The following is a 22,020-nucleotide window of genomic DNA, read 5'->3' on the forward strand; positions in this document are numbered from 1 at the left end:
ACCACAATTACGCCCGGGCAGCCCGGCTCACTTCATTTGCCACGCGCTCAGTGGCATCCGGTATGGATGCGGCGCGCGCACGTTCTGCCATGGTTAATAAGGTTTCTCGCGACCACCCGGCAAGGGTGCTGGCGACGGCATCCACAGTAAACTGCGGCTGCTCGAGAATTTTGGCGGCGCCCGCTTTTTCCAGCGGCAGCGCATTCCAGTACTGCTGTCTGTCTTTATGCTGGAAAGGCACAAACAGCGCGGGTAAACCTGCGGCGGCAATCTCGCTCACCGTCAGCGCCCCTGAGCGACAAACCACGACATCCGCCCACGCATAGGCCGCTGCCATATCATCAATAAACTCAGTAACCTTGTGCTGCGGCTGTCCCGCGTCGGCATACGCCTGCTCGACGGTCTGCTGCGCGCCTTTGCCGCTCTGATGCCAGATAGTTACCGCATCGCCAAGCTTTGCGGCAACCTGCGGCATCGTCTGGTTCAAAACACGTGCGCCCTGCGATCCACCGACCACCAGCACGCGAACCGGACCTTCACGACCGGCCAGACGCGTTTCGGGCAACGGCAGCGCCAGCACGTCGGTGCGTACAGGGTTGCCCACCACTTCCGCATTTGGGAAAGCACCGGGAAAGGCCTGCATCACCTTCGTTGCAATCTTCGCCAGCCATTTATTAGTTAACCCTGCAATGCCGTTCTGTTCATGCAGTACAACCGGAATGCCTAAGGACCAGGCAGCCAGTCCGCCAGGGCCGGACACATATCCACCCATTCCCAGCACCACATCAGGCTTAAACTGCTTCATGATGGCGCGCGCCTGACGCCAGGCGTTAAAAATACGCACGGGCGCGGCTAGCAGCGCGTTGACGCCTTTGCCACGCAATCCGGAGATGCGAATAAAGTCAATTTCAATGCCGTGTTTCGGCACCAAGTCCGCTTCCATACGATCGGCGGTGCCCAGCCAACGAACCTGCCAGCCCTGGGCCATTAAATGGTGCGCGACCGCCAGCCCCGGGAACACATGCCCGCCGGTACCGCCTGCCATCACCATTAACCGCTTCGGTTGACCACTCATCGTGCACCTCGTGTAAACGCCTGGGCTTTTTCCAGACGCGTTTCATAATCAATACGTAACAAAAACATGATGGCCGTCGACATAATCAACAAACTGGAACCACCATAACTGATCAGCGGCAACGTCAGACCTTTGGTTGGCAGCATACCTGCTGCAGCGCCGACGTTTACCAGTGCCTGGAAGCTAAACCAGATCCCAATGGAGCAGGCTAAAAAGCCTGAAAAACGGTGATCAATTTCCAGCGCCTTACGGCCAATCGACATCGCGCGAAAAGCGACGAAGAATACCATTAAAAGTGCCAATACCACACCGATATAACCCAGCTCTTCCCCAATAATGGCGAAGATGAAGTCGGTGTGCGCTTCCGGTAAATACTCGAGCTTTTGGACGGAATTACCTAAGCCTTGCCCCCAAACCTCACCGCGACCAAAAGCCATCAGCGATTGCGTCAGCTGGTAGCCACTGCCGAACGGATCTTCCCATGGGTTCCAGAAGGAGGTTACGCGGCGAATACGATACGGCTCAGCAAGGATCAGCAGCACAACCGCGGAAATCCCCATGCCGATGATGGCAATGAACTGCCACAGTTTCGCACCGGCGAGAAACAGCATCGCCAGGGTAGTGACAAACAGCACCACCACCGTACCCAGGTCAGGCTGTGCCAGCAGCAAAATAGCCAGCACCAGGATCACGCCCATTGGTTTTAAGAAGCCGCGCAGGTTGTTACGCACTTCATCAACTTTACGCACCAGGTAGTTGGCGAGATAACAGAACAGCGACAACTTGGTAAATTCCGCAGGCTGAATACGCAGCGGCCCCAGCGCAATCCAGCGCGACGCACCGTTAACGGAACTACCCACCACCAGCACGATCAACAGCATGATGATCGAGGCTATCAGCATCGTCGTACTGTATTTTTGCCAGAACTCCATCGGCAGACGCAGCGTCACCATCGCCAGACAGAACGCGAGGAAGATGTACAGCGCGTCACGCTTGGCAAACAGGAAAGGATCGCCCGCCAGACGTTGCCCTACGGGCATCGATGCCGATGTCACCATCACAAAGCCGATCGCTGCCAGACCAAAGGTCAGCCACAGCAGCATGCGGTCATACATGATCAGGCTGTCCGCGTCTTTATCACGCGAAGCCATCACCCAGCCTTTAAGTGCCGCGAAGACCCACGCCAGGACACCCAGTCCCGGTAAGCGCGGCATTCTCAGACGAGGGAGAGATAAGCGCATCAACCCAACTCCTTCGCCAGGCGGGTAAAGACGTCACCGCGTTGCTCAAAGTTCTTGAACTGGTCGAGGCTGGCGCAGGCGGGCGACAGCAACACCATATCACCCGGCTTCACGCGCGGTGCGAGCAGGCGCATTGCCTGCTCCATGGTTTCAGTTTGTTCCGTAACGTCAGGTCGCAGAGCGGCAAGCTGCGCGCCATCACGACCAAAGCAGTACAGACGAATGTTGTCGCCGGTCAGGTAACGTTGCAGCGGCATAAAGTCAGCGGATTTCCCGTCGCCGCCCAGCAGCAGGTGCAAAGTACCATCAACATGCAGGCCATTCAGCGCGGCCTCAGTGCTGCCCACGTTGGTGGCTTTAGAATCGTTAATCCAGCGCACGCCGTTGTGCTCAAGCACGGTCTGAAAACGGTGCGCCAGACCGGTAAACGTGGTCAGCGCTTTCAGACTCGACGCCCGCGGCAGACCCGCAGCATCCGCCAGCGCCAACGCGGCCAGGGCATTGGTATAGTTATGCTGGCCGGAAAGCGTCATCTCTTTCACGTTGAGGACTTTTTCCCCCTTCACCCGCAGCCAGGTTTCGCCCTGCTGACGGTTCAGGTGGTAGTCACCCATGTTGACGCCAAAGCTCACGCAACGCTCATCCGCCCCGCGAATCGGCATGGTCAGCGCATCATCAGCGTTGACCACGCAGACTTTCGCGTTTTCATAGACGCGCAGTTTGGCCGCACGGTACTGCTGCAAGCCAAACGGATATCTGTCCATATGATCTTCGGTGACGTTCAAAATGGTGGCGGCTACGGCGTGTAAGCTGGAGGTTGTTTCCAGCTGGAAGCTCGACAGTTCCAGAACATACAGCTCACGTTCGTCGTCCAGCAGCATCAGCGCGGGCAGGCCGATATTACCGCCAACACCCACGTTCACACCGGCCGCTTTCGCCATCTCGCCTACCAACGTAGTAACAGTGCTTTTCCCGTTGGAACCGGTGATCGCGACGATCGGTGCCTGCGCTTCGCGACAGAACAGCTCAATGTCGCCAACAATTTCAATTCCCGCATCGGCGGCGGCGCTCAGCGAAGGATGCGCCAGGGCGATACCAGGGCTGGCGACGATGAGATCGGCGGCCAGCAGCCAGTCATCATTCAGGCTGCCAACATGACGCTCAACCGCTTCCGGTAATTTGTCCAGACCAGGTGGCGTCGCGCGGGTATCCATTACGCGCGGCGTCACGCCACGCGCCAGGAAGAAATCCACGCAGGACAGCCCGGTCAAACCCAGACCGATAATGACGACTTTTTTACCCTGGTAATCAGCCATGATTAACGTACCTTCAGCGTTGCCAGGCCAATCAGCACCAGCATCAGCGAAATAATCCAGAAGCGCACAATTACGCGCGGTTCCGGCCAGCCTTTCAGTTCATAGTGATGGTGAATCGGCGCCATACGGAAGATGCGCTGTCCGCGCAGCTTAAAGGAGCCAACCTGCAGAATGACCGACAGGGTTTCTACGACAAATACGCCGCCCATGATCACCAGCAGGAACTCCTGACGCAGCAGCACGGCAATAATGCCCAGCGCGCCGCCCAGCGCCAGCGATCCGACGTCGCCCATAAAGACCTGCGCCGGATAGGTGTTAAACCACAGGAAGCCTAAGCCCGCGCCGACAATCGCCGTACAGACGATCACCAGTTCGCCGGCATGACGTAAATAAGGAATGTGCAGATAGTTGGCGAAGTTCATGTTGCCGGTCGCCCAGGCCACCAGCGCAAAACCCGCGGCCACAAACACGGTCGGCATAATCGCCAGACCATCAAGGCCGTCGGTGAGGTTAACCGCGTTACCAGTCCCCACAATCACAAAGTACGCCAGCAGGACGTAGAACAGTCCCAGTTGCGGCATCACGTCTTTAAAGAATGGCACCACCAGCTCGGTGGCGGGGGTATCTTTACCGGCCAGATACAGCGCAAAAGCCACGCCCAGCGCAATCACCGACATCCAGAAGTATTTCCAGCGCGCGATCAGGCCTTTGGTGTCTTTGCGTACCACTTTACGGTAGTCATCGACAAAACCGATAATGCCGTAACCGACCAATACCACCAGCACACACCATACGTATGGATTCGACGGGTATGCCCACAGCAGTACGGAGATAACAATCGCGGTGAGGATCATAATCCCGCCCATGGTCGGCGTACCGCGTTTACTGAAGTGTGATTCCGGACCGTCGTTACGTACGACCTGTCCAAAGGACATTTTTTGCAAGCGGGCGATCATGCGCGGGCCCATCCACAAAGAGATGAACAGCGCGGTCAGCAGGCTGACGATGGCGCGAAACGTCAGATAGGAAAAGACGTTAAAGCCGGAATAATATTTGACCAAATGTTCGGCCAGCCAAACTAACATGTTCCATTCTCCTGTAATGCGCGTACTACCTCTTCCATGGCGGCACTACGTGAACCCTTCACTAAAATCGTCATGATCTGATGTTCTGCAATCAGCGCCTTAAGATGCGCGGTCAGCGCGGTTTTATCCGCAAAATGCTCACCAACGCCGCTGGCGTGGCTAATTGCCTGACTCAGTTTCCCTGTACTCAGCACCCGGTCGATACCTGCAGCCTTTGCAGCCTCACCTACCTGTACGTGGCAGGCTTCGCTTTCAGCGCCAAGCTCTGCCATATCGCCAACCACCAGCACGCGGTAGCCGGGCATTTCGGACAGCACCTGTACCGCTGCGGTCATTGAGCCGACGTTAGCGTTGTAGGAGTCGTCCAGCAGCAGCTGATTTTCTGCCAGTTGAACCGGGAACAGACGCCCCGGCACCGCTTGCAGATCCTTCAGGCCCGCTTTGATCGCCTCTGGCGTCGCGCCTACCGCCATAGAGAGCGCAGCCGCCGCAAGGGCGTTAGCAATGTTGTGACGACCCGGCAGCGGCAGCAGAACATCAATGCTTCCGGTTGGCGTTTGCAGCGAAAACTCTGTGCCGTGTGAGGTCACATGAACGTTATCCGCCGAAAAGTCGCTGTTAGCCGCATTCGGCGAGAAGCGCCAGACTTTGCGATCGCCGATGATGCTTTGCCAGTTCAGCCAGTCGTTGTTGTCGGCATTCATAATGGCGATACCGTTCGCTGACAGGCCGGTAAAAATCTCACCTTTTGCCTTTGCAACACCGGCCAGAGAGCCGAAGCCTTCCAGATGCGCGGCGGCCAGGTTGTTCACCAGCGCCGCTTCCGGACGTGTCAGACCAACGGTCCAGGCGATTTCACCCTGATGATTGGCGCCGAGTTCAATTACGGCATAGTCGTAATCGTTGTTTAAGCGCAGCAGCGTCATCGGTACGCCGATGTCGTTGTTCAGGTTGCCCGCGGTATATAGGGTGTTGCCGCATTGACTCAGAATGGACGCCGTCATCTCTTTGACGGATGTTTTCCCGGAAGAGCCGGTCAGCGCAACAACGCGCGCCGGAACCTGGGCGCGAACCCACGCGGCCAGTTCACCAAACGCCAGACGCGTATCTTTAACAATCAGCTGCGGCAGATCGGTGTCCAACGGACGGCTGACCAGCAGCGCACCCGCCCCGCTCTCTTGCGCTTTGTCGGCAAAATCGTGGGCGTCAAAGCGTTCGCCTTTCAGCGCCACAAACAGGCAGCCCGGCGTCACTTTACGCGTATCGGTTGTCACCGCATCAAGGGTCAGATCGGCCCCTTTTAATTCGCCACGGAGGATCTCCGCCAGTTGGCTGAGCGTTACGCTAATCATGCGATTACCCCCAGCAGACGCGCTGCCGTGACGCGGTCAGAATAGTCGAGGCGCTGTGAACCAACGATCTGGTAGTCTTCATGACCTTTACCGGCCACCAGCACCACGTCATTTTCTTTCGCCTGCATAATGGCGTTTGTCACCGCTTCTGCGCGACCTTCCATTACCTTCGCCTGTCCGGCATCCAGCATCCCCGCCAGAATGTCGTTAATAATGGCGCGCGGCTCTTCAGTACGTGGGTTGTCATCGGTCACCACGACAACATCAGCAAACTCTTCAGCAATCGCGCCCATCAACGGGCGTTTGCCTTTGTCGCGATCGCCGCCGCAACCAAAGACGCACCACAGTTTGCCAGCACAGTGCAGACGTGCCGCCTGCAGCGCTTTTTCCAGCGCATCTGGCGTATGGGCATAATCAACCACAACGGTGGTTTTACCCGGCGCGCTGAACACTTCCATACGCCCGCAAACCGGCTGCAATTGTGTCGCCGTTTTCAGTAAATCAGCTAACGGATATCCCAGCGCCAGCAGCGTCGCCAGCGCCAACAGCAGATTGCTGACGTTAAACGCGCCCATCAGGTGGCTTTCAATTTCGCCGTCACCCCATGAGGAGGTAAAACGAATCGTTGCCCCGCTGTCGTGATAATTCACGTCAACCGCTTTTAACCAACGACCGTGACAGTTCGGATTGATGTGGTCTTCCATCGAAACGGCAACCGCATCCGGGAGTTTGGCCAGCCAGCGACGACCGACTTCATCATCCGCGTTGACGATGGCCTGACCGCATTGGTGCGTGGAATACAGCAGCCATTTCGCGGCTTCGTAATGTTCCATATCGCCGTGGTAGTCAAGATGATCACGGCTTAAGTTAGTAAATACTGATGCGGCAAACTTCAGCGCCGCCACGCGATGCTGAACCAGACCGTGTGAAGACACTTCCATCGCGCCAACCGTTGCGCCCTGCGCAACCAGCCCCGCCAGCACATGCTGGACATCAACGGCTGAGCCGGTAGTATTTTCCGTCGGGATCACTTTGCCCAGCAGGCCATTGCCTACTGTTCCCATTACCGCGCTGGTTTCGCCAAGCAGTTGGCTCCACTGCGCCAGCAATTGGGTGGTGGTGGTTTTACCGTTGGTCCCGGTCACGCCGACCAGACGCATTTTTTCAGAAGGCTCGTGGTAAAAACGGCCTGCCAGTGCAGATAAACGTTCGTTAAGCTGGCTGAGATAGATAACCGGCACGCCGTGCATTTCACGGATTTCACCGTCAGTAGCTTCATCTTTTGCTTCTGCAATAATGGCAGCCACACCTTGCGCTATCGCCTGCGGGATATACCGACGCCCGTCCGCCTGATGACCCAATACTGCGACAAAGAGATCGCCCGATGCAGCCACACGGCTGTCAAGCGTCATCTCCCGCAGTGCTCGCTCCGGTGCACCCGGCACCCATGGAGCAAGAAGGTCGCGCAAATTACGATCTGCCACCTGTTGCCTCGCCTTGATTATTCACAAATTCATTTTTATCGCCCGTTGTCAGCGCATCCGGCTCGATGTTCATGGTGCGCAGTACGCCGCCCATGATGGCACCAAAGACCGGCGCGGAAACGGCGCCACCGTAGTATTTACCCGCCTGCGGATCGTTGATAACAACAACCAGCGCGAAGCGCGGCTGACTCGCAGGCGCAACGCCTGCGGTATAAGCAATGTATTTGTTGATGTAGCGGCCATCCGGGCCTACTTTTTTCGCCGTACCGGTTTTAATGGCGATACGATAGCCTTTAATCGCCGCCTTCACGCCGCCGCCGCCGGGCAGCGCCACGCTTTCCATCATGTGCACCACGGTACGCACGGTTGATTCCGGGAAGATACGCTCGCCAGGAACCGGAGGGTCAACTTTGGTGATCGACAGCGGACGATATACGCCATAGCTGCCGATCGTTGCATAGACTCGCGCTAACTGTAACGGCGTTACCATTAGCCCGTAGCCGAAAGAGAAGGTGGCCCTCTCTATGTCAGACCACCGTTGTTTTTGAGGATATAAGCCACTGCGTTCTCCGACCAACCCCAAATTGGTCGCTTTTCCCAGCCCAAAACGTGAGTAAGTGTCTACTAACGCTGAGGACGGCATCGCTAACGCCAGCTTGGAAACACCGACGTTACTCGACTTCTGCAAAACCCCGGTGAGGGTCAATTCGCTATAACGCGCCACGTCTTTGATTTCGTGACCATTAATTCGATAAGGGATGGTGTTAAGTACGGTATTTTCACGTACCACGCCACGCTGCAGCGCCGTCATCACCACCATCGGTTTGACGGTAGAACCCGGCTCAAACACGTCGGTAATGGTACGGTTACGCATCGCATCTTTCGGCGTACCGGTGAGATTATTCGGGTTGTAAGACGGACTGTTGGCCATTGCCAGCACTTCACCGGTGTTCACATCCACCAGTACCGCACTGCCTGACTCCGCCTTGTTAAACGCCACCGCGTTATTCAGTTCACGGTAAACCAGCGCCTGTAAACGCTCATCAATGCTTAGCGCAAGGTTATGCGCCGCCTGACTGTCGGTAGAGGAAATATCCTCAATGACGCGGCCATAACGGTCTTTACGTACAATACGTTCGCCCGGTTGCCCGGTGAGCCACTTGTCGAAGCTCTTCTCAACGCCTTCAATCCCCTGACTGTCGACGTTAGTAAAGCCGATGAGGTGAGCGGTCACTTCTCCGGAAGGATAGTAGCGGCGGGATTCTTCGCGCAGATGAATACCTGGCAGCTTCAGTTTCTTGATGTAGTCAGCCATGTCAGGGTTTACCTGACGCGCCAGATAGATAAAGCGCCCTTTCGGGTTGGCGTTAATGCGGGAAGCCAGTTGATCGAGCGGGAGGTTCAGGGCAGTCGACAACGCCCGCCAGCGTTCACCAACGCTCACGCCGCCTGCATCATGCACCTCTTTCGGGTCGGCCCAAATCGCCTTCACCGGAACGCTCACCGCCAGCGGACGACCTGAGCGGTCGGTAATCATCCCGCGTGACGTAGACACTTCCTGGACGCGCAGAGAACGCATGTCGCCCTGACGCACCAACATGTCCGGCGCGATGATTTGCAGCCAGGCAACGCGCCCGAGCAGAAAACCCAGTGCCAGCAAAATACAGCCGCACAGTAACGCAAAACGCCAACTGATAAAGTTGGCTTGTTCTTCCTGGCGTTTTGGTTTGTGCGTTTTTGCCGCTGCTTTCATGCGTCGCGTTTATCCTTATTTTTGTACTACGATATTTTCTTGTGAGGGATCAACATGCTGCATTTGCAGCTTTTCCGTTGCGATCCGTTCAACACGGCTATGGTCGCCGAGCGCGTTCTCCTCAAGGATCAAGTTACGCCATTCGATATCCAGCGCATCTCGCTCCAGAACCAGCTGCTCACGCTGCGCGGTCAGTAACCGCGTATGGTGTGCTGTTGTCACGACGGTAACCGCCGTCAAAATAATGCAAATGAACAGGCAGAGTGGCAGCTTCCCATACCGCAAAAGATCGTCACCGATCACGCCAGGCAAGGCATGGCGCTCGTTGCTTCCTATCGATCCTTTAACTTTGCTGAGGGCTTCTGTCACTCTGCTGATCATGCGTTCGTCCTCTCTGCAATACGCAGAACTGAACTACGGGCACGAGGATTTTCAGCTACCTCTTCTTCACCCGGCATCATCTTGCCTAGTGCTCTTAACTCACGGCCGCCCAGTTTTTTGATCTGCGCTTCGGTCATCGGTATTCCAGCCGGAACCTGAGGACCACGGCTTTGTTCGCGCATAAAGCGTTTCACAATGCGATCTTCAAGCGAATGGAAACTGATTATCGAAAGGCGACCACCTGGTGCCAGCACGCTGAGCGAGCTTTTTAGCGCCTGCTCTATCTCCTCCAGTTCACTGTTCACCCAAATGCGCACCGCCTGGAAGGTACGGGTCGCGGGATGTTTGAATTTGTCTTTCACCGGCATTGCCGCCGCAATCACCTCTGCCAGCTCTTTAGTGCGGGTCATTGGTTCGATGCGGTTGCGCTCCACGATGGCGCGAGCAATGCGTTTGCCGAAGCGCTCTTCGCCAAAGGTTTTGATCACCCAGGCAATGTCTGCTTCATCGGCGGTTTGCAGCCATTCGGCCGCTGACTGACCGCGTGTCGGGTCCATTCGCATATCTAACGGACCGTCACGCATAAATGAGAATCCGCGCTCAGCGTCGTCAAGCTGCGGAGAAGAAACCCCAAGATCGAGAAGAATCCCGTCGATCTTACCGGTCAGTCCGCGCTCGGCGACATAGTCACCCAGCGCAGAAAAAGGTCCATGGACGATGGAAAAACGGGGATCGGTAATCGTCTGTGCAACGGCAATAGCCTGCGGATCGCGATCGATGGCCAGTAAACGTCCCTCTTCGCCAAGCTGGGAGAGGATCAGACGTGAGTGACCACCGCGACCAAATGTCCCGTCAATGTAGATGCCGTCTGGACGAATATTCAGGCCGTTTACGGCTTCATCCAGCAACACCGTTGTATGTTTATAATTTTCCATCATTTTATAGAGACAAATCCTGCAATCGTTCCGACAGCGCGCCGGTAACAGACTGCTCAGCGTCGATATCTTCCTTGACCTGTTGATACCAGGTCGTTTCATCCCACAGCTCAAACTTATTGAACTGCCCAACCAGCATCACTTCTTTCGTTAACCCTGCGTGTTGCCGCAGAATGGGCGCTATCAATAAGCGACCAGCGCTATCCATCTGACATTCGCTGGCATGACCCAACAACAGGCGCTGTACGCGACGCTCAACTGGATTCATGCTCGACAGACGCGATAACTTCTGTTCGATGATTTCCCATTCAGGCAGGGGGTACAGCAGCAGGCACGGGTGATGGATGTCAATGGTGCAAACCATTTGACCGGTAGCGCTCTCGAGCAGTTGATCCCGATAACGGGTAGGCACGGATAAGCGCCCTTTACTGTCGAGATTAACTAACGTTGCTCCCCGGAACATGCCAGCCTCACCCCCGATTACCACTTTATCCCACAAATTCCCACTTAAAGGAGTTTACGGAGCGGAGGAAAACCTTGTCAAGCAAGTCACGGCGCTTAGCGGAGCAAAAAACACATTGTTTACGGCTAATATCAGCGTTGAACAAATTCCGTACAGCAAACGAAGCAAATTAACGTCATGAATATTTGTAAGAAAAAAATCCAACAACTCATGATTGTTTAAAACAACTGAATATCATCAAAAGAAAATATAAAGTGTCAGTTTGCGACGCGAGCGGCATTTTAGGACAATATGCAGCGAGATAACAGTACCAGTTAATCAGTCTGTACGCCGCACAGGAGCGAGGTGAAGGTGAGATTGCCACAACGCAGCAGCAAAGTGTTTGTTAATTCGGCAAATCCCTACAAGCATGTAACAAAATAATACAACCGTAACGCGTCGTTACTTCTCAATAACCCCAAAATGGAGAGTTGCATTTTTAATTCGGCATAATTTAAGAATCAATTTCAGATAATTCTAAAGAATATTCTTAATTATAATGCGGTTATTTCTGAGAATGGAATAATTGATGACGTCAGAGGCTTATCCCGCCGACATCATCAATTGAGGCTCTTAGTTACGGCTAAGTATACCGCGACGGTACAGATTACGCCGTATACGCGTTAATCCTGGTTTTGGTTTTCGCGGCTCATCCAGGCTTGCCAGCACAATCTCCAGCACGCGCTCAGCAACATCGCGATGACGCTGCGCTACCGCCAGTACCGGGCACTGCAGGAAGTCGAGCAGTTCGTGGTCGCCAAACGTCGCAATCGCCAAATCAGACGGTAACTGCCCGTCGCGACGCAGGGTCACATCCATCACTCCCTGCAGCAGAGCAAACGACGTGGTAAACAGCGCCTGAGGCATTGGATGCGTTTCCAGCCATTTATCAAACAACTGCGCGGCCGCTTCACGTTCATAGCTGTTGGCATAGAGGAAATGTACTTCACGCGGATCGTCTTTCCATGCGGTACGGAAACCCTGTTCGCGCAAGAAACTGACGGATAATTCAGGGAGCGCCCCCAGATAGAGCACGGTTTCAGCAGGGAATTTACGTAACTCCTCCGCCAGCATTTGGGCATCATCCTGGTCTGCGCCCACCACGCTGGTGAAATGTTCGCGATCCAGCGCGCGGTCCAGCGCCACAATCGGGAATGAACTGTTCGCCCAGCGCTGATAGAACGGGTGTTCAGGCGGCAAGGAGGTCGACACAATAATGGCATCAACCTGGCGTTGTAAAAGATGCTCAATACAACGCATTTCGTTATCCGGCTGATCTTCAGAGCAGGCAATCAACAGTTGATACCCGCGCTGACGCGCCTGGCGCTCCAGATAGTTTGCGATCCGGGTATAGCTCGTGTTCTCGAGATCCGGGATCACAAGCCCAATAGAACGTGTGCGTCCAGCACGTAGCCCGGCCGCCACGGCGTTCGGGTGGTAATTATGCTCTCGCACCACCGCCATGACTTTTTCGACCGTTTTGTCGCTTACGCGATATTGCTTTGCTTTGCCGTTAATAACGTAGCTTGCAGTCGTTCGCGAAACGCCGGCCAACCGAGCGATTTCATCCAGTTTCACAATTGCCCCTTGCGTAAAATGTACAAACCATAACCTTTTAGATGGCATGGGTTAAACTTCTTAACATCTAAGCGCAGAATAATGACTGCGGCAACCGCTTTTGTCTCTGGTTACTGCTGATTTCGCAAAAAAAAGCAACCGATAGCCAATGCTTCTCGCCCAGGCCGGATAAGCATTAGCACTATCCGGCAAGGTATTATTGCCTGATGCCGACGCTAGCGCGCCTCATCAGGCCTACGTTATCCCTGCACGTTAGCGCATAATTTTATCGCCGCGAGAAAGTCCCACCACGCCGGAACGGGCAACCTCCACAATTTTGGCGACTTCACGCAGGGTTGCCAGAAACGCATCCAGCTTATCGCTGGTACCCGCCAGTTGTACGGTGTAGATCGACGGCGTAACGTCGATGATTTGCCCGCGGAAAATCTCCGTGTTACGTTTCACCTCTTCCCGGCCATAACCGCTGGCCTGGATTTTCACCAGCATGATTTCTCGTTCAACGTGCGCGCCCTGCCCCAGTTCGCTGACGCGCAGAACATCCACCAGCTTGTGAAGCTGCTTTTCGATCTGCTCCAGGACTTTCTCATCCCCAACCGTCTGAATCGTCATCCGCGATAAGGTCGGATCGTCAGTCGGCGCGACGGTCAGGCTTTCAATGTTGTATCCACGCTGGGCGAAGAGGCCAATCACACGCGACAATGCACCCGACTCGTTTTCCAGCAATACTGATAATATCCGGCGCATAATCAGGTCCTCTCCGTTTTGCTTAACCACATTTCATCCATCCCGCCCCCACGAATCTGCATCGGGTAGACATGCTCACTGCCATCGACGGTGACATCGACAAACACCAGACGATGGTTACGCACATGTTCCAGCGCTTCGCCCAGCTTGCTCTCCAGTTCATCTGGATGATTAATCTGGATACCAATATGCCCATAAGCCTCGGCAAGGCGTACAAAATCGGGCAGCGACTGCATGTAAGACTGGGAGTGGCGCCCGGAGTAGATCATGTCCTGCCATTGTTTGACCATGCCGAGATAGCGGTTGTTAAGGTTGAGCACCAGCACCGGCAGTTCATATTGCAGCGCCGTCGACAGCTCCTGGATGTTCATCTGAATGCTGCCATCTCCGGTCACGCACACCACCGTTTCATCGGGCAGCGCCATTTTCACCCCCAACGCCGCGGGTAAACCGAATCCCATGGTGCCGAGGCCGCCTGAGTTAATCCAGCGGCGTGGTTTATCGAACGGATAGTAAAGTGCGGCAAACATCTGATGCTGACCAACATCAGAGGTCACATATGCCTCCCCTTTCGTCAGACGCCAGATGGTTTCTATTACCGCCTGTGGTTTAATACTTTCGCTTTGCGTGTCGTATTTCAGGCACTGACGGGCGCGCCATTGTTCAATCTGTTGCCACCAGTCACGGTTATCATCCAGCGGCTGCTGTGATTTTTCCTGCTCCAGCAACTCAAGCATCTGATCCAGCACCAGGCGAGCATCGCCCACAATCGGAATATCCGCCGTGACGGTTTTTGAAATGGAGGTCGGATCGATGTCGATATGCAGTACGGTCGCATTCGGGCAATATTTGGCCAGGTTATTGGTCGTTCGATCGTCGAAGCGAACGCCGACGGCAAAGATCACATCGGAATGATGCATGGTCATATTGGCTTCGTAAGTACCGTGCATGCCCAACATACCCAGCGCCTGGCGATGCGTGGCCGGAAACGCGCCTAACCCCATCAGCGAGGAAACAACCGGCAGATTCAGTGCTTCGGCAATCTGCCCCAGCTGTTGGTGGCAGGCGGCATTCACCGCGCCACCGCCCACATAGACCACCGGTTTCTTCGCCGCTACCAGCGTTTGCAGAGCACGTTTTATCTGACCTTTATGTCCGGTCGTTGTCGGATTATATGAACGCATACTTACAGACTCCGGCCAGCTGTAAGGCAGTTTTTTCGCCGGATTCAGAATATCTTTCGGCAAATCCACTACCACCGGTCCCGGACGACCGCTTGCCGCCAGCCAGAAGGCTTTTTTCAGCACCTGCGGGATGTCTTCCGTTTGTTTAACCAGGAAGCTGTGTTTTACCACCGGGCGGGATATGCCCACCATGTCGCACTCCTGAAAGGCATCGTAGCCAATCAGGGAGGTGGCAACCTGTCCGGAGAGGATCACCAGTGGAATGGAATCCATATATGCCGTTGCAATCCCGGTGATTGCATTGGTTGCACCCGGTCCGGAAGTGACCAAAACAACGCCGACTTCCCCCGTGGCGCGCGCCAGGCCATCAGCCATATGTACCGCGGCCTGTTCATGACGGACCAGCACATGATCAACACCGCCGACCGTATGTAGCGCATCATAAATATCGAGGACGGCCCCCCCGGGATAACCGAATACCTGCTTCACACCCTGATCGATGAGCGATCGGACGACCATCTCGGCTCCAGACAACATCTCCATGGCTTGCCTCACTCTTATAATGAATTACGGTTTAACAACACATTAACCGCTGACGATGACGCATGGCAATTGACTCCGAAGGGGTGGCACTGGAGTAAATTAGAATAAAACGGAGGAAAGAATCGAATAAATGGAGAATTAAACCATCATAAGCAATTGATATGATAAATAATCGCTTAAAAAGGGAGACTTACAGCAATTACTCTATTTTTTTACAGGTCAGGGTATATATAAAAAGTAGAGTTCAGCATAAAATTTCAGACATAAAGAAAAAAGCAGAATAAACCAGATGTATCCCCCGATTTATTCTGCCAACTGCTACTGCTTGCAGACGGAGACCAACAGCTCTTCCATCCATTGATGTCCTTTATCGCGACCCGCAGCCTCATGCCATGAAAGATAACATGTGCGGCTATTCAATTTTAAAGGTAAAGGCAATATTTGCAGTTCTAAAGAATCGGCGAACTCTTCTGCCAACCAACGCGGCGCAATAGAAACCAGATGCGTTTGCGACACAATATTAAGCACGCTAATTAATGCCATTCCCTGATAAGCCACGCAGGATTGTTTATCCGGTGTGTCATACCACGGCTGGCTGAATGATGCGAAGCGATCGAGGGAAACCACGGCATGCTGTTCATTATAGAGATCGCTTTCCAGCAATGGGCCACTAATACGCGGATGCTTTTTACTCGCCACTAACACCATTTCGTCATTGAATAATGGAATACTGGAGAATTCTGGACGACGGAACTCTTCATAGCTAATAACAAACTCAGTTTCCTGATAACGTAATTGATGCTCAGTATTTTGATTGAGTGAAGATTTAAAAACGACATTAATATTCGGTGCGACTTGCTCAACTCGATTATAAATCAATGAAGTAAGAATATTATCCAACGGGCTACATACACAGAGATTGAAAACACGCTCACTGCTGGCAGGTTCAAAGCCGGAACCAGGCAGTTCATTCTGCACTAATTGCAATGCCTGGCGAACAGAGCCAAACAACTGAAAAGCTCTTGCTGTAGGCTGTATCCCGCGTCCATATCGAACAAAAAGCTCATCGTTAAACATGACCTTCAGGCGCGCGACCGCATTACTGACAGCGGGTTGCGACATCCCCAACGTATGCGCGGCACGGGTAATATTTTGTTCCTGCATCACCGCATCGAAAACGGTTAATAGATTGAGATCAACCATACGAAGCTGTGGCTTACCCATCTCTATAAGATTCGTTTTATCTATTATTTTTACTTCTGGCATATTTAACTCCACTGTCACTCTAAACTCCCTTTTCCCAGACGGAGTGAAGAAATAATCTCCGTTAATATGATTTACCATGCATATAAAATGAGAAAAAGAAAAAACATTAAAATTAGGAAAACATAAAGGCACAAACCTAAATGAACAAAAGACCAATGCGAGCGCAGTGTGGCAGAGGTCACTGCACGATGATTCATATGTTTAAATTTCAAAAACAATATAACCATAAGCACGACGAATACACAATCATACGCACCGTGAATACGTATTTAAGTTTTAATTAAATGTTTATATTATTAATACATTAAAAGTTAACATTAATTTATCAATTATGTGGCGTCAGGCTGGCTTAACACATTCAGAGTTGCTATAAGAACAGGCAAATCATAAAGATATAAAATCTCAATAGAGTAGTTTTCTTCGATTCATCGTTACAATAAATGCAAATAAATATGCTCAAATATGTCAAACCGTGAAAAGTATGTTCAGCCATCAGCGGATTAATTTTATATACCCCGAAAAATTCAGCACAATTCGCTTAAGTTTTGCAGAAATTTCATCCCTTAATCAGAGCCTTCCCGAGGGATGGGGTTGACATCAGTCTTCATATCCAGTACCACTAAAAGCATATCGCATTCGCCTGGAGCTTGATTGATGACTTACATTGCTCGTTTCAACGGTCTACTACTACTAAACGCACCTTCGTTGCGCGGTAGACTGGTGGACGACATTCAGCATTAAGTCAGCTCCAGTTAAGACAAAAAACCCGCGCCGTTGCGCGGGTTTTTTTATGCTCGAAGCAAGGCGCCCTAAAGACCAAGGACCTAAACCATGAGCCAGCAAGTCATTATTTTCGATACCACCTTACGCGACGGTGAACAGGCGTTACAGGCGAGCCTGAGTGTGAAAGAAAAACTGCAGATTGCGCTGGCCCTCGAACGAATGGGCGTTGACGTGATGGAAGTCGGTTTCCCGGTCTCTTCACCGGGTGACTTTGAGTCCGTACAAACCATCGCTCGTCAGGTTAAGAACAGCCGCGTTTGTGCCTTAGCACGCTGCGTAGAAAAAGATATCGACGTTGCCGCAGAATCTTTGAAAGTCGCCGAGGCTTTTCGCATTCATACGTTTATCGCCACTTCGCCGATGCATATCGCGACGAAATTACGCAGCACGTTGGATGAAGTGATCGAGCGCGCTGTCTACATGGTTAAGCGTGCGCGTAATTATACGGATGACGTGGAGTTCTCATGCGAAGATGCTGGACGAACCCCTATCGCCGACCTGGCCCGCGTGGTTGAAGCGGCGATTAATGCGGGTGCCAAAACCATTAATATCCCCGATACCGTTGGCTACACTATGCCTTTCGAATTTGGGGCAATCATTTCTGGTCTGTATGAACGCGTACCGAATATCGATAAAGCCATCATCTCCGTACATACCCATGATGACTTAGGCCTGGGCGTCGGCAACGCGCTGGCAGCCGTCCACGCCGGTGCTCGCCAGGTGGAAGGTGCGATGAACGGCATCGGCGAACGCGCCGGTAACTGCTCACTGGAAGAAGTGATCATGGCGATCAAAGTGCGCAAAGATATCCTGAACGTACAGACTCGTATTAATCACCAGGAAATCTGGCGCACCAGCCAGTTAGTCAGCCAAATCTGCAACATGCCTATTCCGGCCAACAAAGCCATTGTCGGTAGCGGGGCGTTTGCCCACTCCTCCGGCATCCATCAGGACGGCGTGCTGAAAAATCGTGAAAACTACGAAATCATGACGCCTGAATCCATCGGCCTGAACCAGGTGCAGCTGAACCTGACTTCCCGTTCCGGACGCGCCGCGGTTAAACACCGTATGGACGAGATGGGATATAAAGAGAATGAATACAGCCTTGACAACCTGTACGACGCGTTCCTGAAGCTGGCGGATAAAAAAGGTCAGGTATTTGATTACGACCTGGAAGCACTGGCCTTTATTAATAAACAGCAGGAAGAGCCGGAGCATTTCCGTCTGGATTACTTCAGCGTACAGTCCGGCTCAAATGACATTGCCACCGCCTCCGTCAAGCTGGCCTGCGGTGAAGAAGTCAAAGCCGAAGCGGCGAACGGTAACGGTCCGGTCGATGCCATTTATCAGGCCATCAACCGTGTGACTGAATACAACATCGAACTGGTGAAATACAGCCTGACCGCCAAAGGGCACGGTAAAGATGCGCTGGGTCAGGTAGATATCGTGGCCAACTATAACGGTCGTCGTTTCCACGGCGTCGGTCTGGCTACGGATATCGTCGAATCTTCTGCTAAAGCGATGGTTCATGTGCTGAATAACATCTGGCGCGCCGAAGAAGTCGAAAAAGAATTGCAACGCAAAGCTCAGAACAACGAGAACAACAAGGAAACCGTGTGATGTCGAAGAATTATCATATTGCTGTTTTGCCGGGTGACGGTATTGGCCCGGAAGTGATGGCGCAAGCCCTGAAGGTACTGGACGCAATCCGCAACCGTTTTAACATGCGTATTACCACCAGCCACTACGACGTGGGTGGTGCCGCTATTGATAACCACGGTCAGCCGCTGCCGCCTGCAACGGTTGAAGGCTGTGAGCAAGCTGACGCCATTCTGTTTGGCTCCGTTGGCGGCCCGAAATGGGAAAATCTGCCGCCAAACCAGCAGCCTGAACGCGGCGCGCTGCTGCCATTACGTAAGCATTTCAAATTATTCAGCAACCTGCGCCCGGCTAAGCTGTACCAGGGTCTGGAAGCATTTTGCCCTCTGCGGGCAGATATCGCCGCGAACGGTTTCGACATCCTGTGCGTGCGCGAACTGACCGGCGGGATCTATTTCGGTCAGCCAAAAGGCCGCGAAGGCAGCGGTCAACATGAAAAAGCATTTGATACCGAGGTTTATCACCGTTTTGAGATCGAGCGTATTGCGCGTATCGCATTTGAATCCGCTCGCCAGCGCCGCCGCAAAGTCACGTCGATTGATAAAGCCAACGTACTGCAAACATCGATTCTGTGGCGCCAAATCGTCAATGAAATTGCGAATGAATATCCAGACGTTGAACTGGCGCATATGTACATCGACAACGCGACAATGCAGTTGATTAAAGATCCGTCCCAGTTCGACGTGCTGTTGTGCTCAAACCTGTTTGGCGACATCCTGTCTGACGAATGCGCCATGATCACCGGATCAATGGGTATGTTACCGTCCGCCAGCCTGAATGAGCAGGGCTTTGGTCTGTACGAACCCGCAGGCGGTTCCGCCCCGGATATCGCCGGGAAAAACATTGCCAACCCTATCGCCCAGATCCTGTCGCTGGCGCTGCTGTTGCGCTACAGCCTGGATGCCAATGATGCGGCCACCGCTATTGAGAGCGCCATCAATCGCGCATTAGAAGAAGGCATTCGCACCGGTGACTTAGCCCGTGGCGCTGCCGCAGTCGGTACTGATGAAATGGGTGACATCATCGCCCGTTACGTCGCAGAAGGGGTGTAATCATGGCTAAAACGTTATACGAAAAATTGTTTGATGCGCACGTTGTCTTTGAAGCGCAAAACGAAACCCCGCTGTTGTATATCGACAGGCATCTGGTGCATGAAGTGACCTCTCCGCAGGCGTTTGATGGCCTGCGCGCGCATGGACGTCAGGTGCGCCAGCCCGGTAAAACCTTCGCCACCATGGACCACAACGTCTCCACGCAGACCAAAGACATTAACGCCTCCGGCGAAATGGCGCGTATTCAGATGCAGGAATTGATCAAAAACTGCAATGAATTTGGCGTCGAACTGTACGACCTGAACCACCCGTATCAGGGTATCGTCCACGTGATGGGACCTGAGCAAGGCGTAACGTTGCCGGGTATGACCATTGTCTGCGGCGATTCCCACACCGCCACACACGGCGCATTTGGCGCACTGGCCTTTGGTATTGGCACCTCTGAGGTTGAACACGTTCTGGCAACGCAGACCCTGAAACAGGGGCGCGCCAAAACCATGAAGATTGAAGTCAACGGTCAAGCAGCGGCTGGCATTACCGCTAAAGATATCGTACTGGCGATTATCGGTAAAACCGGTAGCGCAGGCGGTACCGGACACGTAGTTGAGTTTTGCGGCGAAGCCATCCGCGCGCTGAGCATGGAAGGCCGCATGACCCTGTGCAACATGGCCATTGAAATGGGCGCCAAAGCGGGTCTGGTCGCACCGGATGAAACGACCTTTAACTATGTGCAGGGTCGTTTACACGCACCGAAAGGCGAGGATTTCGCCCACGCGGTAGAGTACTGGAAAACGCTGAAAACCGACGACAACGCAACGTTTGATACCGTCGTTACTCTGCAGGCAGAAGAGATCGCGCCGCAGGTCACCTGGGGTACGAACCCGGGTCAGGTCATCTCGGTGAACGATAATATTCCCGATCCGGCTTCATTTGCCGATCCCGTTGAGCGCGCATCGGCTGAAAAAGCGCTGGCGTATATGGGGCTGAAACCGGGCATTCCTTTAACTGAAGTGGCTATCGATAAAGTGTTCATCGGTTCCTGCACCAACTCGCGTATTGAAGATTTACGTGCCGCGGCGGAAATCGCCAAAGGACGTAAAGTCGCGCCTGGCGTTCAGGCGCTGGTAGTGCCGGGTTCTGGTCCGGTGAAAGCGCAGGCGGAAGCGGAAGGTCTGGACAAGATCTTCATCGAAGCAGGATTTGAATGGCGTTTGCCTGGCTGTTCCATGTGCCTGGCCATGAACAATGACCGCCTGAACCCTGGCGAGCGTTGCGCATCCACCAGCAACCGTAACTTTGAAGGTCGTCAGGGCCGCGGTGGTCGTACGCACTTAGTCAGTCCGGCCATGGCTGCCGCTGCCGCCGTCACCGGTCATTTTGCCGACATTCGCAGCATCAAATAAGGAAACTACCATGGCAGAGAAATTTACCCAGCATACCGGCCTGGTTGTCCCACTGGATGCCGCCAACGTTGATACCGACGCAATTATTCCTAAACAGTTTTTGCAGAAGGTTACGCGCACCGGCTTTGGCGCTCATCTGTTTAACGACTGGCGTTTCCTGGACGAAAAGGGGCAACAGCCTAATCCAGAGTTTGTGCTGAACTTCCCGGAATATAAAGGCGCCTCAATTCTGCTGGCACGGGAAAACTTTGGCTGCGGTTCTTCACGCGAACATGCGCCATGGGCGCTGACCGATTACGGCTTTAAAGTGGTGATCGCGCCAAGCTTCGCCGACATCTTCTACGGCAACAGTTTCAATAACCAACTGTTGCCGGTGACCCTGAGCGACGCGCAGGTAGATGAATTGTTCGCGCTGGTATTAGCCAACCCGGGGATTAAATTTGAAGTGGATCTCCAGGCGCAGGTGGTGAAAGCAGGCGATAAGTCCTACAGCTTTAAAATCGACGACTTCCGCCGCCACTGCATGCTGAATGGTCTGGACAGCATCGGGCTGACGCTGCAGCATGAAGCGGCCATCACCGAGTATGAAGACAAGCAGCCAGCGTTTATGCGCTAGTCATTGCGACTGCCGGATGCGCTGCGCTTATCCGGCCTACAAACGCACTCCAACTGTAGGCCGGATAA

Annotated in this window: 19 protein-coding genes; 5 read left to right on the forward strand and 14 right to left on the reverse strand. The window is 53.5% G+C overall.

Annotation, left to right across the window (positions count from 1 at the left end):
- Nucleotides 1-7: 7 nt before the first annotated feature.
- The 14 genes from murG to leuO form a co-directional block, all read right to left on the reverse strand.
- Nucleotides 8-1,075 carry an undecaprenyldiphospho-muramoylpentapeptide beta-N-acetylglucosaminyltransferase gene (gene murG / locus WHR59_RS19670; RefSeq protein WP_075145206.1) on the reverse strand — a complete coding sequence of 356 codons (1,068 nt, stop codon included), beginning with the start codon at nt 1,073-1,075 and terminating at the stop codon, nt 8-10.
- Nucleotides 1,072-2,316, reverse strand: a complete 1,245-nt coding sequence (gene ftsW / locus WHR59_RS19675) for a cell division protein FtsW (protein ID WP_016155689.1) — start codon at nt 2,314-2,316, stop codon at nt 1,072-1,074. Before ftsW ends, murG begins: the two co-directional genes overlap by 4 nt.
- On the reverse strand, nt 2,316-3,632 hold the full coding sequence (gene murD / locus WHR59_RS19680; RefSeq protein ID WP_043018423.1) for a UDP-N-acetylmuramoyl-L-alanine--D-glutamate ligase: 1,317 nt from the start codon (nt 3,630-3,632) through the stop codon (nt 2,316-2,318). Before murD ends, ftsW begins: the two co-directional genes overlap by 1 nt.
- A 2-nt stretch (nt 3,633-3,634) precedes the next feature.
- Nucleotides 3,635-4,717 carry a phospho-N-acetylmuramoyl-pentapeptide-transferase gene (gene mraY / locus WHR59_RS19685; protein WP_016151694.1) on the reverse strand — a complete coding sequence of 361 codons (1,083 nt, stop codon included), beginning with the start codon at nt 4,715-4,717 and terminating at the stop codon, nt 3,635-3,637.
- On the reverse strand, nt 4,711-6,069 hold the full coding sequence (gene murF, locus WHR59_RS19690; protein WP_047406203.1) for a UDP-N-acetylmuramoyl-tripeptide--D-alanyl-D-alanine ligase: 1,359 nt from the start codon (nt 6,067-6,069) through the stop codon (nt 4,711-4,713). The genes mraY and murF overlap by 7 nt, the downstream gene beginning before the upstream one ends.
- Nucleotides 6,066-7,553, reverse strand: coding sequence for a UDP-N-acetylmuramoyl-L-alanyl-D-glutamate--2,6-diaminopimelate ligase (murE, locus tag WHR59_RS19695; RefSeq protein WP_043018421.1), 1,488 nt, complete (start codon nt 7,551-7,553; stop codon nt 6,066-6,068). The genes murF and murE overlap by 4 nt, the downstream gene beginning before the upstream one ends.
- Nucleotides 7,540-9,306 carry a peptidoglycan glycosyltransferase FtsI gene (gene ftsI, locus WHR59_RS19700; protein ID WP_016151691.1) on the reverse strand — a complete coding sequence of 589 codons (1,767 nt, stop codon included), beginning with the start codon at nt 9,304-9,306 and terminating at the stop codon, nt 7,540-7,542. Before ftsI ends, murE begins: the two co-directional genes overlap by 14 nt.
- Nucleotides 9,307-9,321: 15 nt before the next feature.
- Nucleotides 9,322-9,687: a cell division protein FtsL gene (gene ftsL / locus WHR59_RS19705; RefSeq protein WP_006686695.1), complete on the reverse strand. Its 366-nt coding sequence runs from the start codon at nt 9,685-9,687 to the stop codon at nt 9,322-9,324.
- Nucleotides 9,684-10,625 carry a 16S rRNA (cytosine(1402)-N(4))-methyltransferase RsmH gene (rsmH, locus tag WHR59_RS19710; RefSeq protein ID WP_075145207.1) on the reverse strand — a complete coding sequence of 314 codons (942 nt, stop codon included), beginning with the start codon at nt 10,623-10,625 and terminating at the stop codon, nt 9,684-9,686. Before rsmH ends, ftsL begins: the two co-directional genes overlap by 4 nt.
- Nucleotide 10,626: 1 nt before the next feature.
- On the reverse strand, nt 10,627-11,085 hold the full coding sequence (mraZ, locus tag WHR59_RS19715; RefSeq protein ID WP_005124560.1) for a division/cell wall cluster transcriptional repressor MraZ: 459 nt from the start codon (nt 11,083-11,085) through the stop codon (nt 10,627-10,629).
- 612 nt (nt 11,086-11,697) lie between these two features.
- On the reverse strand, nt 11,698-12,702 hold the full coding sequence (gene cra / locus WHR59_RS19720; RefSeq protein ID WP_016151689.1) for a catabolite repressor/activator: 1,005 nt from the start codon (nt 12,700-12,702) through the stop codon (nt 11,698-11,700).
- A gap of 252 nt (nt 12,703-12,954) precedes the next feature.
- The gene (gene ilvN / locus WHR59_RS19725) at nt 12,955-13,446 is read right to left on the reverse strand and encodes an acetolactate synthase small subunit (RefSeq protein WP_003829566.1); all 492 of its coding nucleotides are present in this window, start codon (nt 13,444-13,446) and stop codon (nt 12,955-12,957) included.
- Between the two features lie 2 nt (nt 13,447-13,448).
- The gene (gene ilvI / locus WHR59_RS19730; protein ID WP_072033399.1) at nt 13,449-15,173 is read right to left on the reverse strand and encodes an acetolactate synthase 3 large subunit; all 1,725 of its coding nucleotides are present in this window, start codon (nt 15,171-15,173) and stop codon (nt 13,449-13,451) included.
- A gap of 318 nt (nt 15,174-15,491) precedes the next feature.
- On the reverse strand, nt 15,492-16,439 hold the full coding sequence (leuO, locus tag WHR59_RS19735) for a transcriptional regulator LeuO (RefSeq protein WP_043018419.1): 948 nt from the start codon (nt 16,437-16,439) through the stop codon (nt 15,492-15,494).
- Nucleotides 16,440-17,093: 654 nt separating this feature from the next.
- Between leuO and leuL the strand changes: the two genes are divergently transcribed.
- The 5 genes from leuL to leuD all read left to right on the forward strand — a co-directional run bounded on the left by leuL (nt 17,094) and on the right by leuD (nt 21,952).
- On the forward strand, nt 17,094-17,180 hold the full coding sequence (gene leuL, locus WHR59_RS24520; RefSeq protein WP_100193950.1) for a leu operon leader peptide: 87 nt from the start codon (nt 17,094-17,096) through the stop codon (nt 17,178-17,180).
- A 90-nt stretch (nt 17,181-17,270) separates the two neighbouring features.
- Nucleotides 17,271-18,842 carry a 2-isopropylmalate synthase gene (gene leuA / locus WHR59_RS19740; protein ID WP_003829569.1) on the forward strand — a complete coding sequence of 524 codons (1,572 nt, stop codon included), beginning with the start codon at nt 17,271-17,273 and terminating at the stop codon, nt 18,840-18,842.
- Nucleotides 18,842-19,933: a 3-isopropylmalate dehydrogenase gene (gene leuB / locus WHR59_RS19745; RefSeq protein ID WP_016155686.1), complete on the forward strand. Its 1,092-nt coding sequence runs from the start codon at nt 18,842-18,844 to the stop codon at nt 19,931-19,933. Before leuA ends, leuB begins: the two co-directional genes overlap by 1 nt.
- A gap of 2 nt (nt 19,934-19,935) precedes the next feature.
- Nucleotides 19,936-21,336 carry a 3-isopropylmalate dehydratase large subunit gene (leuC, locus tag WHR59_RS19750; RefSeq protein ID WP_080625727.1) on the forward strand — a complete coding sequence of 467 codons (1,401 nt, stop codon included), beginning with the start codon at nt 19,936-19,938 and terminating at the stop codon, nt 21,334-21,336.
- A gap of 10 nt (nt 21,337-21,346) precedes the next feature.
- Nucleotides 21,347-21,952, forward strand: coding sequence for a 3-isopropylmalate dehydratase small subunit (gene leuD / locus WHR59_RS19755; protein ID WP_043018416.1), 606 nt, complete (start codon nt 21,347-21,349; stop codon nt 21,950-21,952).
- Nucleotides 21,953-22,020 lie beyond the last annotated feature (68 nt).

This window comes from Citrobacter europaeus (assembly GCF_037482245.1).
GTDB lineage: Bacteria > Pseudomonadota > Gammaproteobacteria > Enterobacterales > Enterobacteriaceae > Citrobacter > Citrobacter europaeus.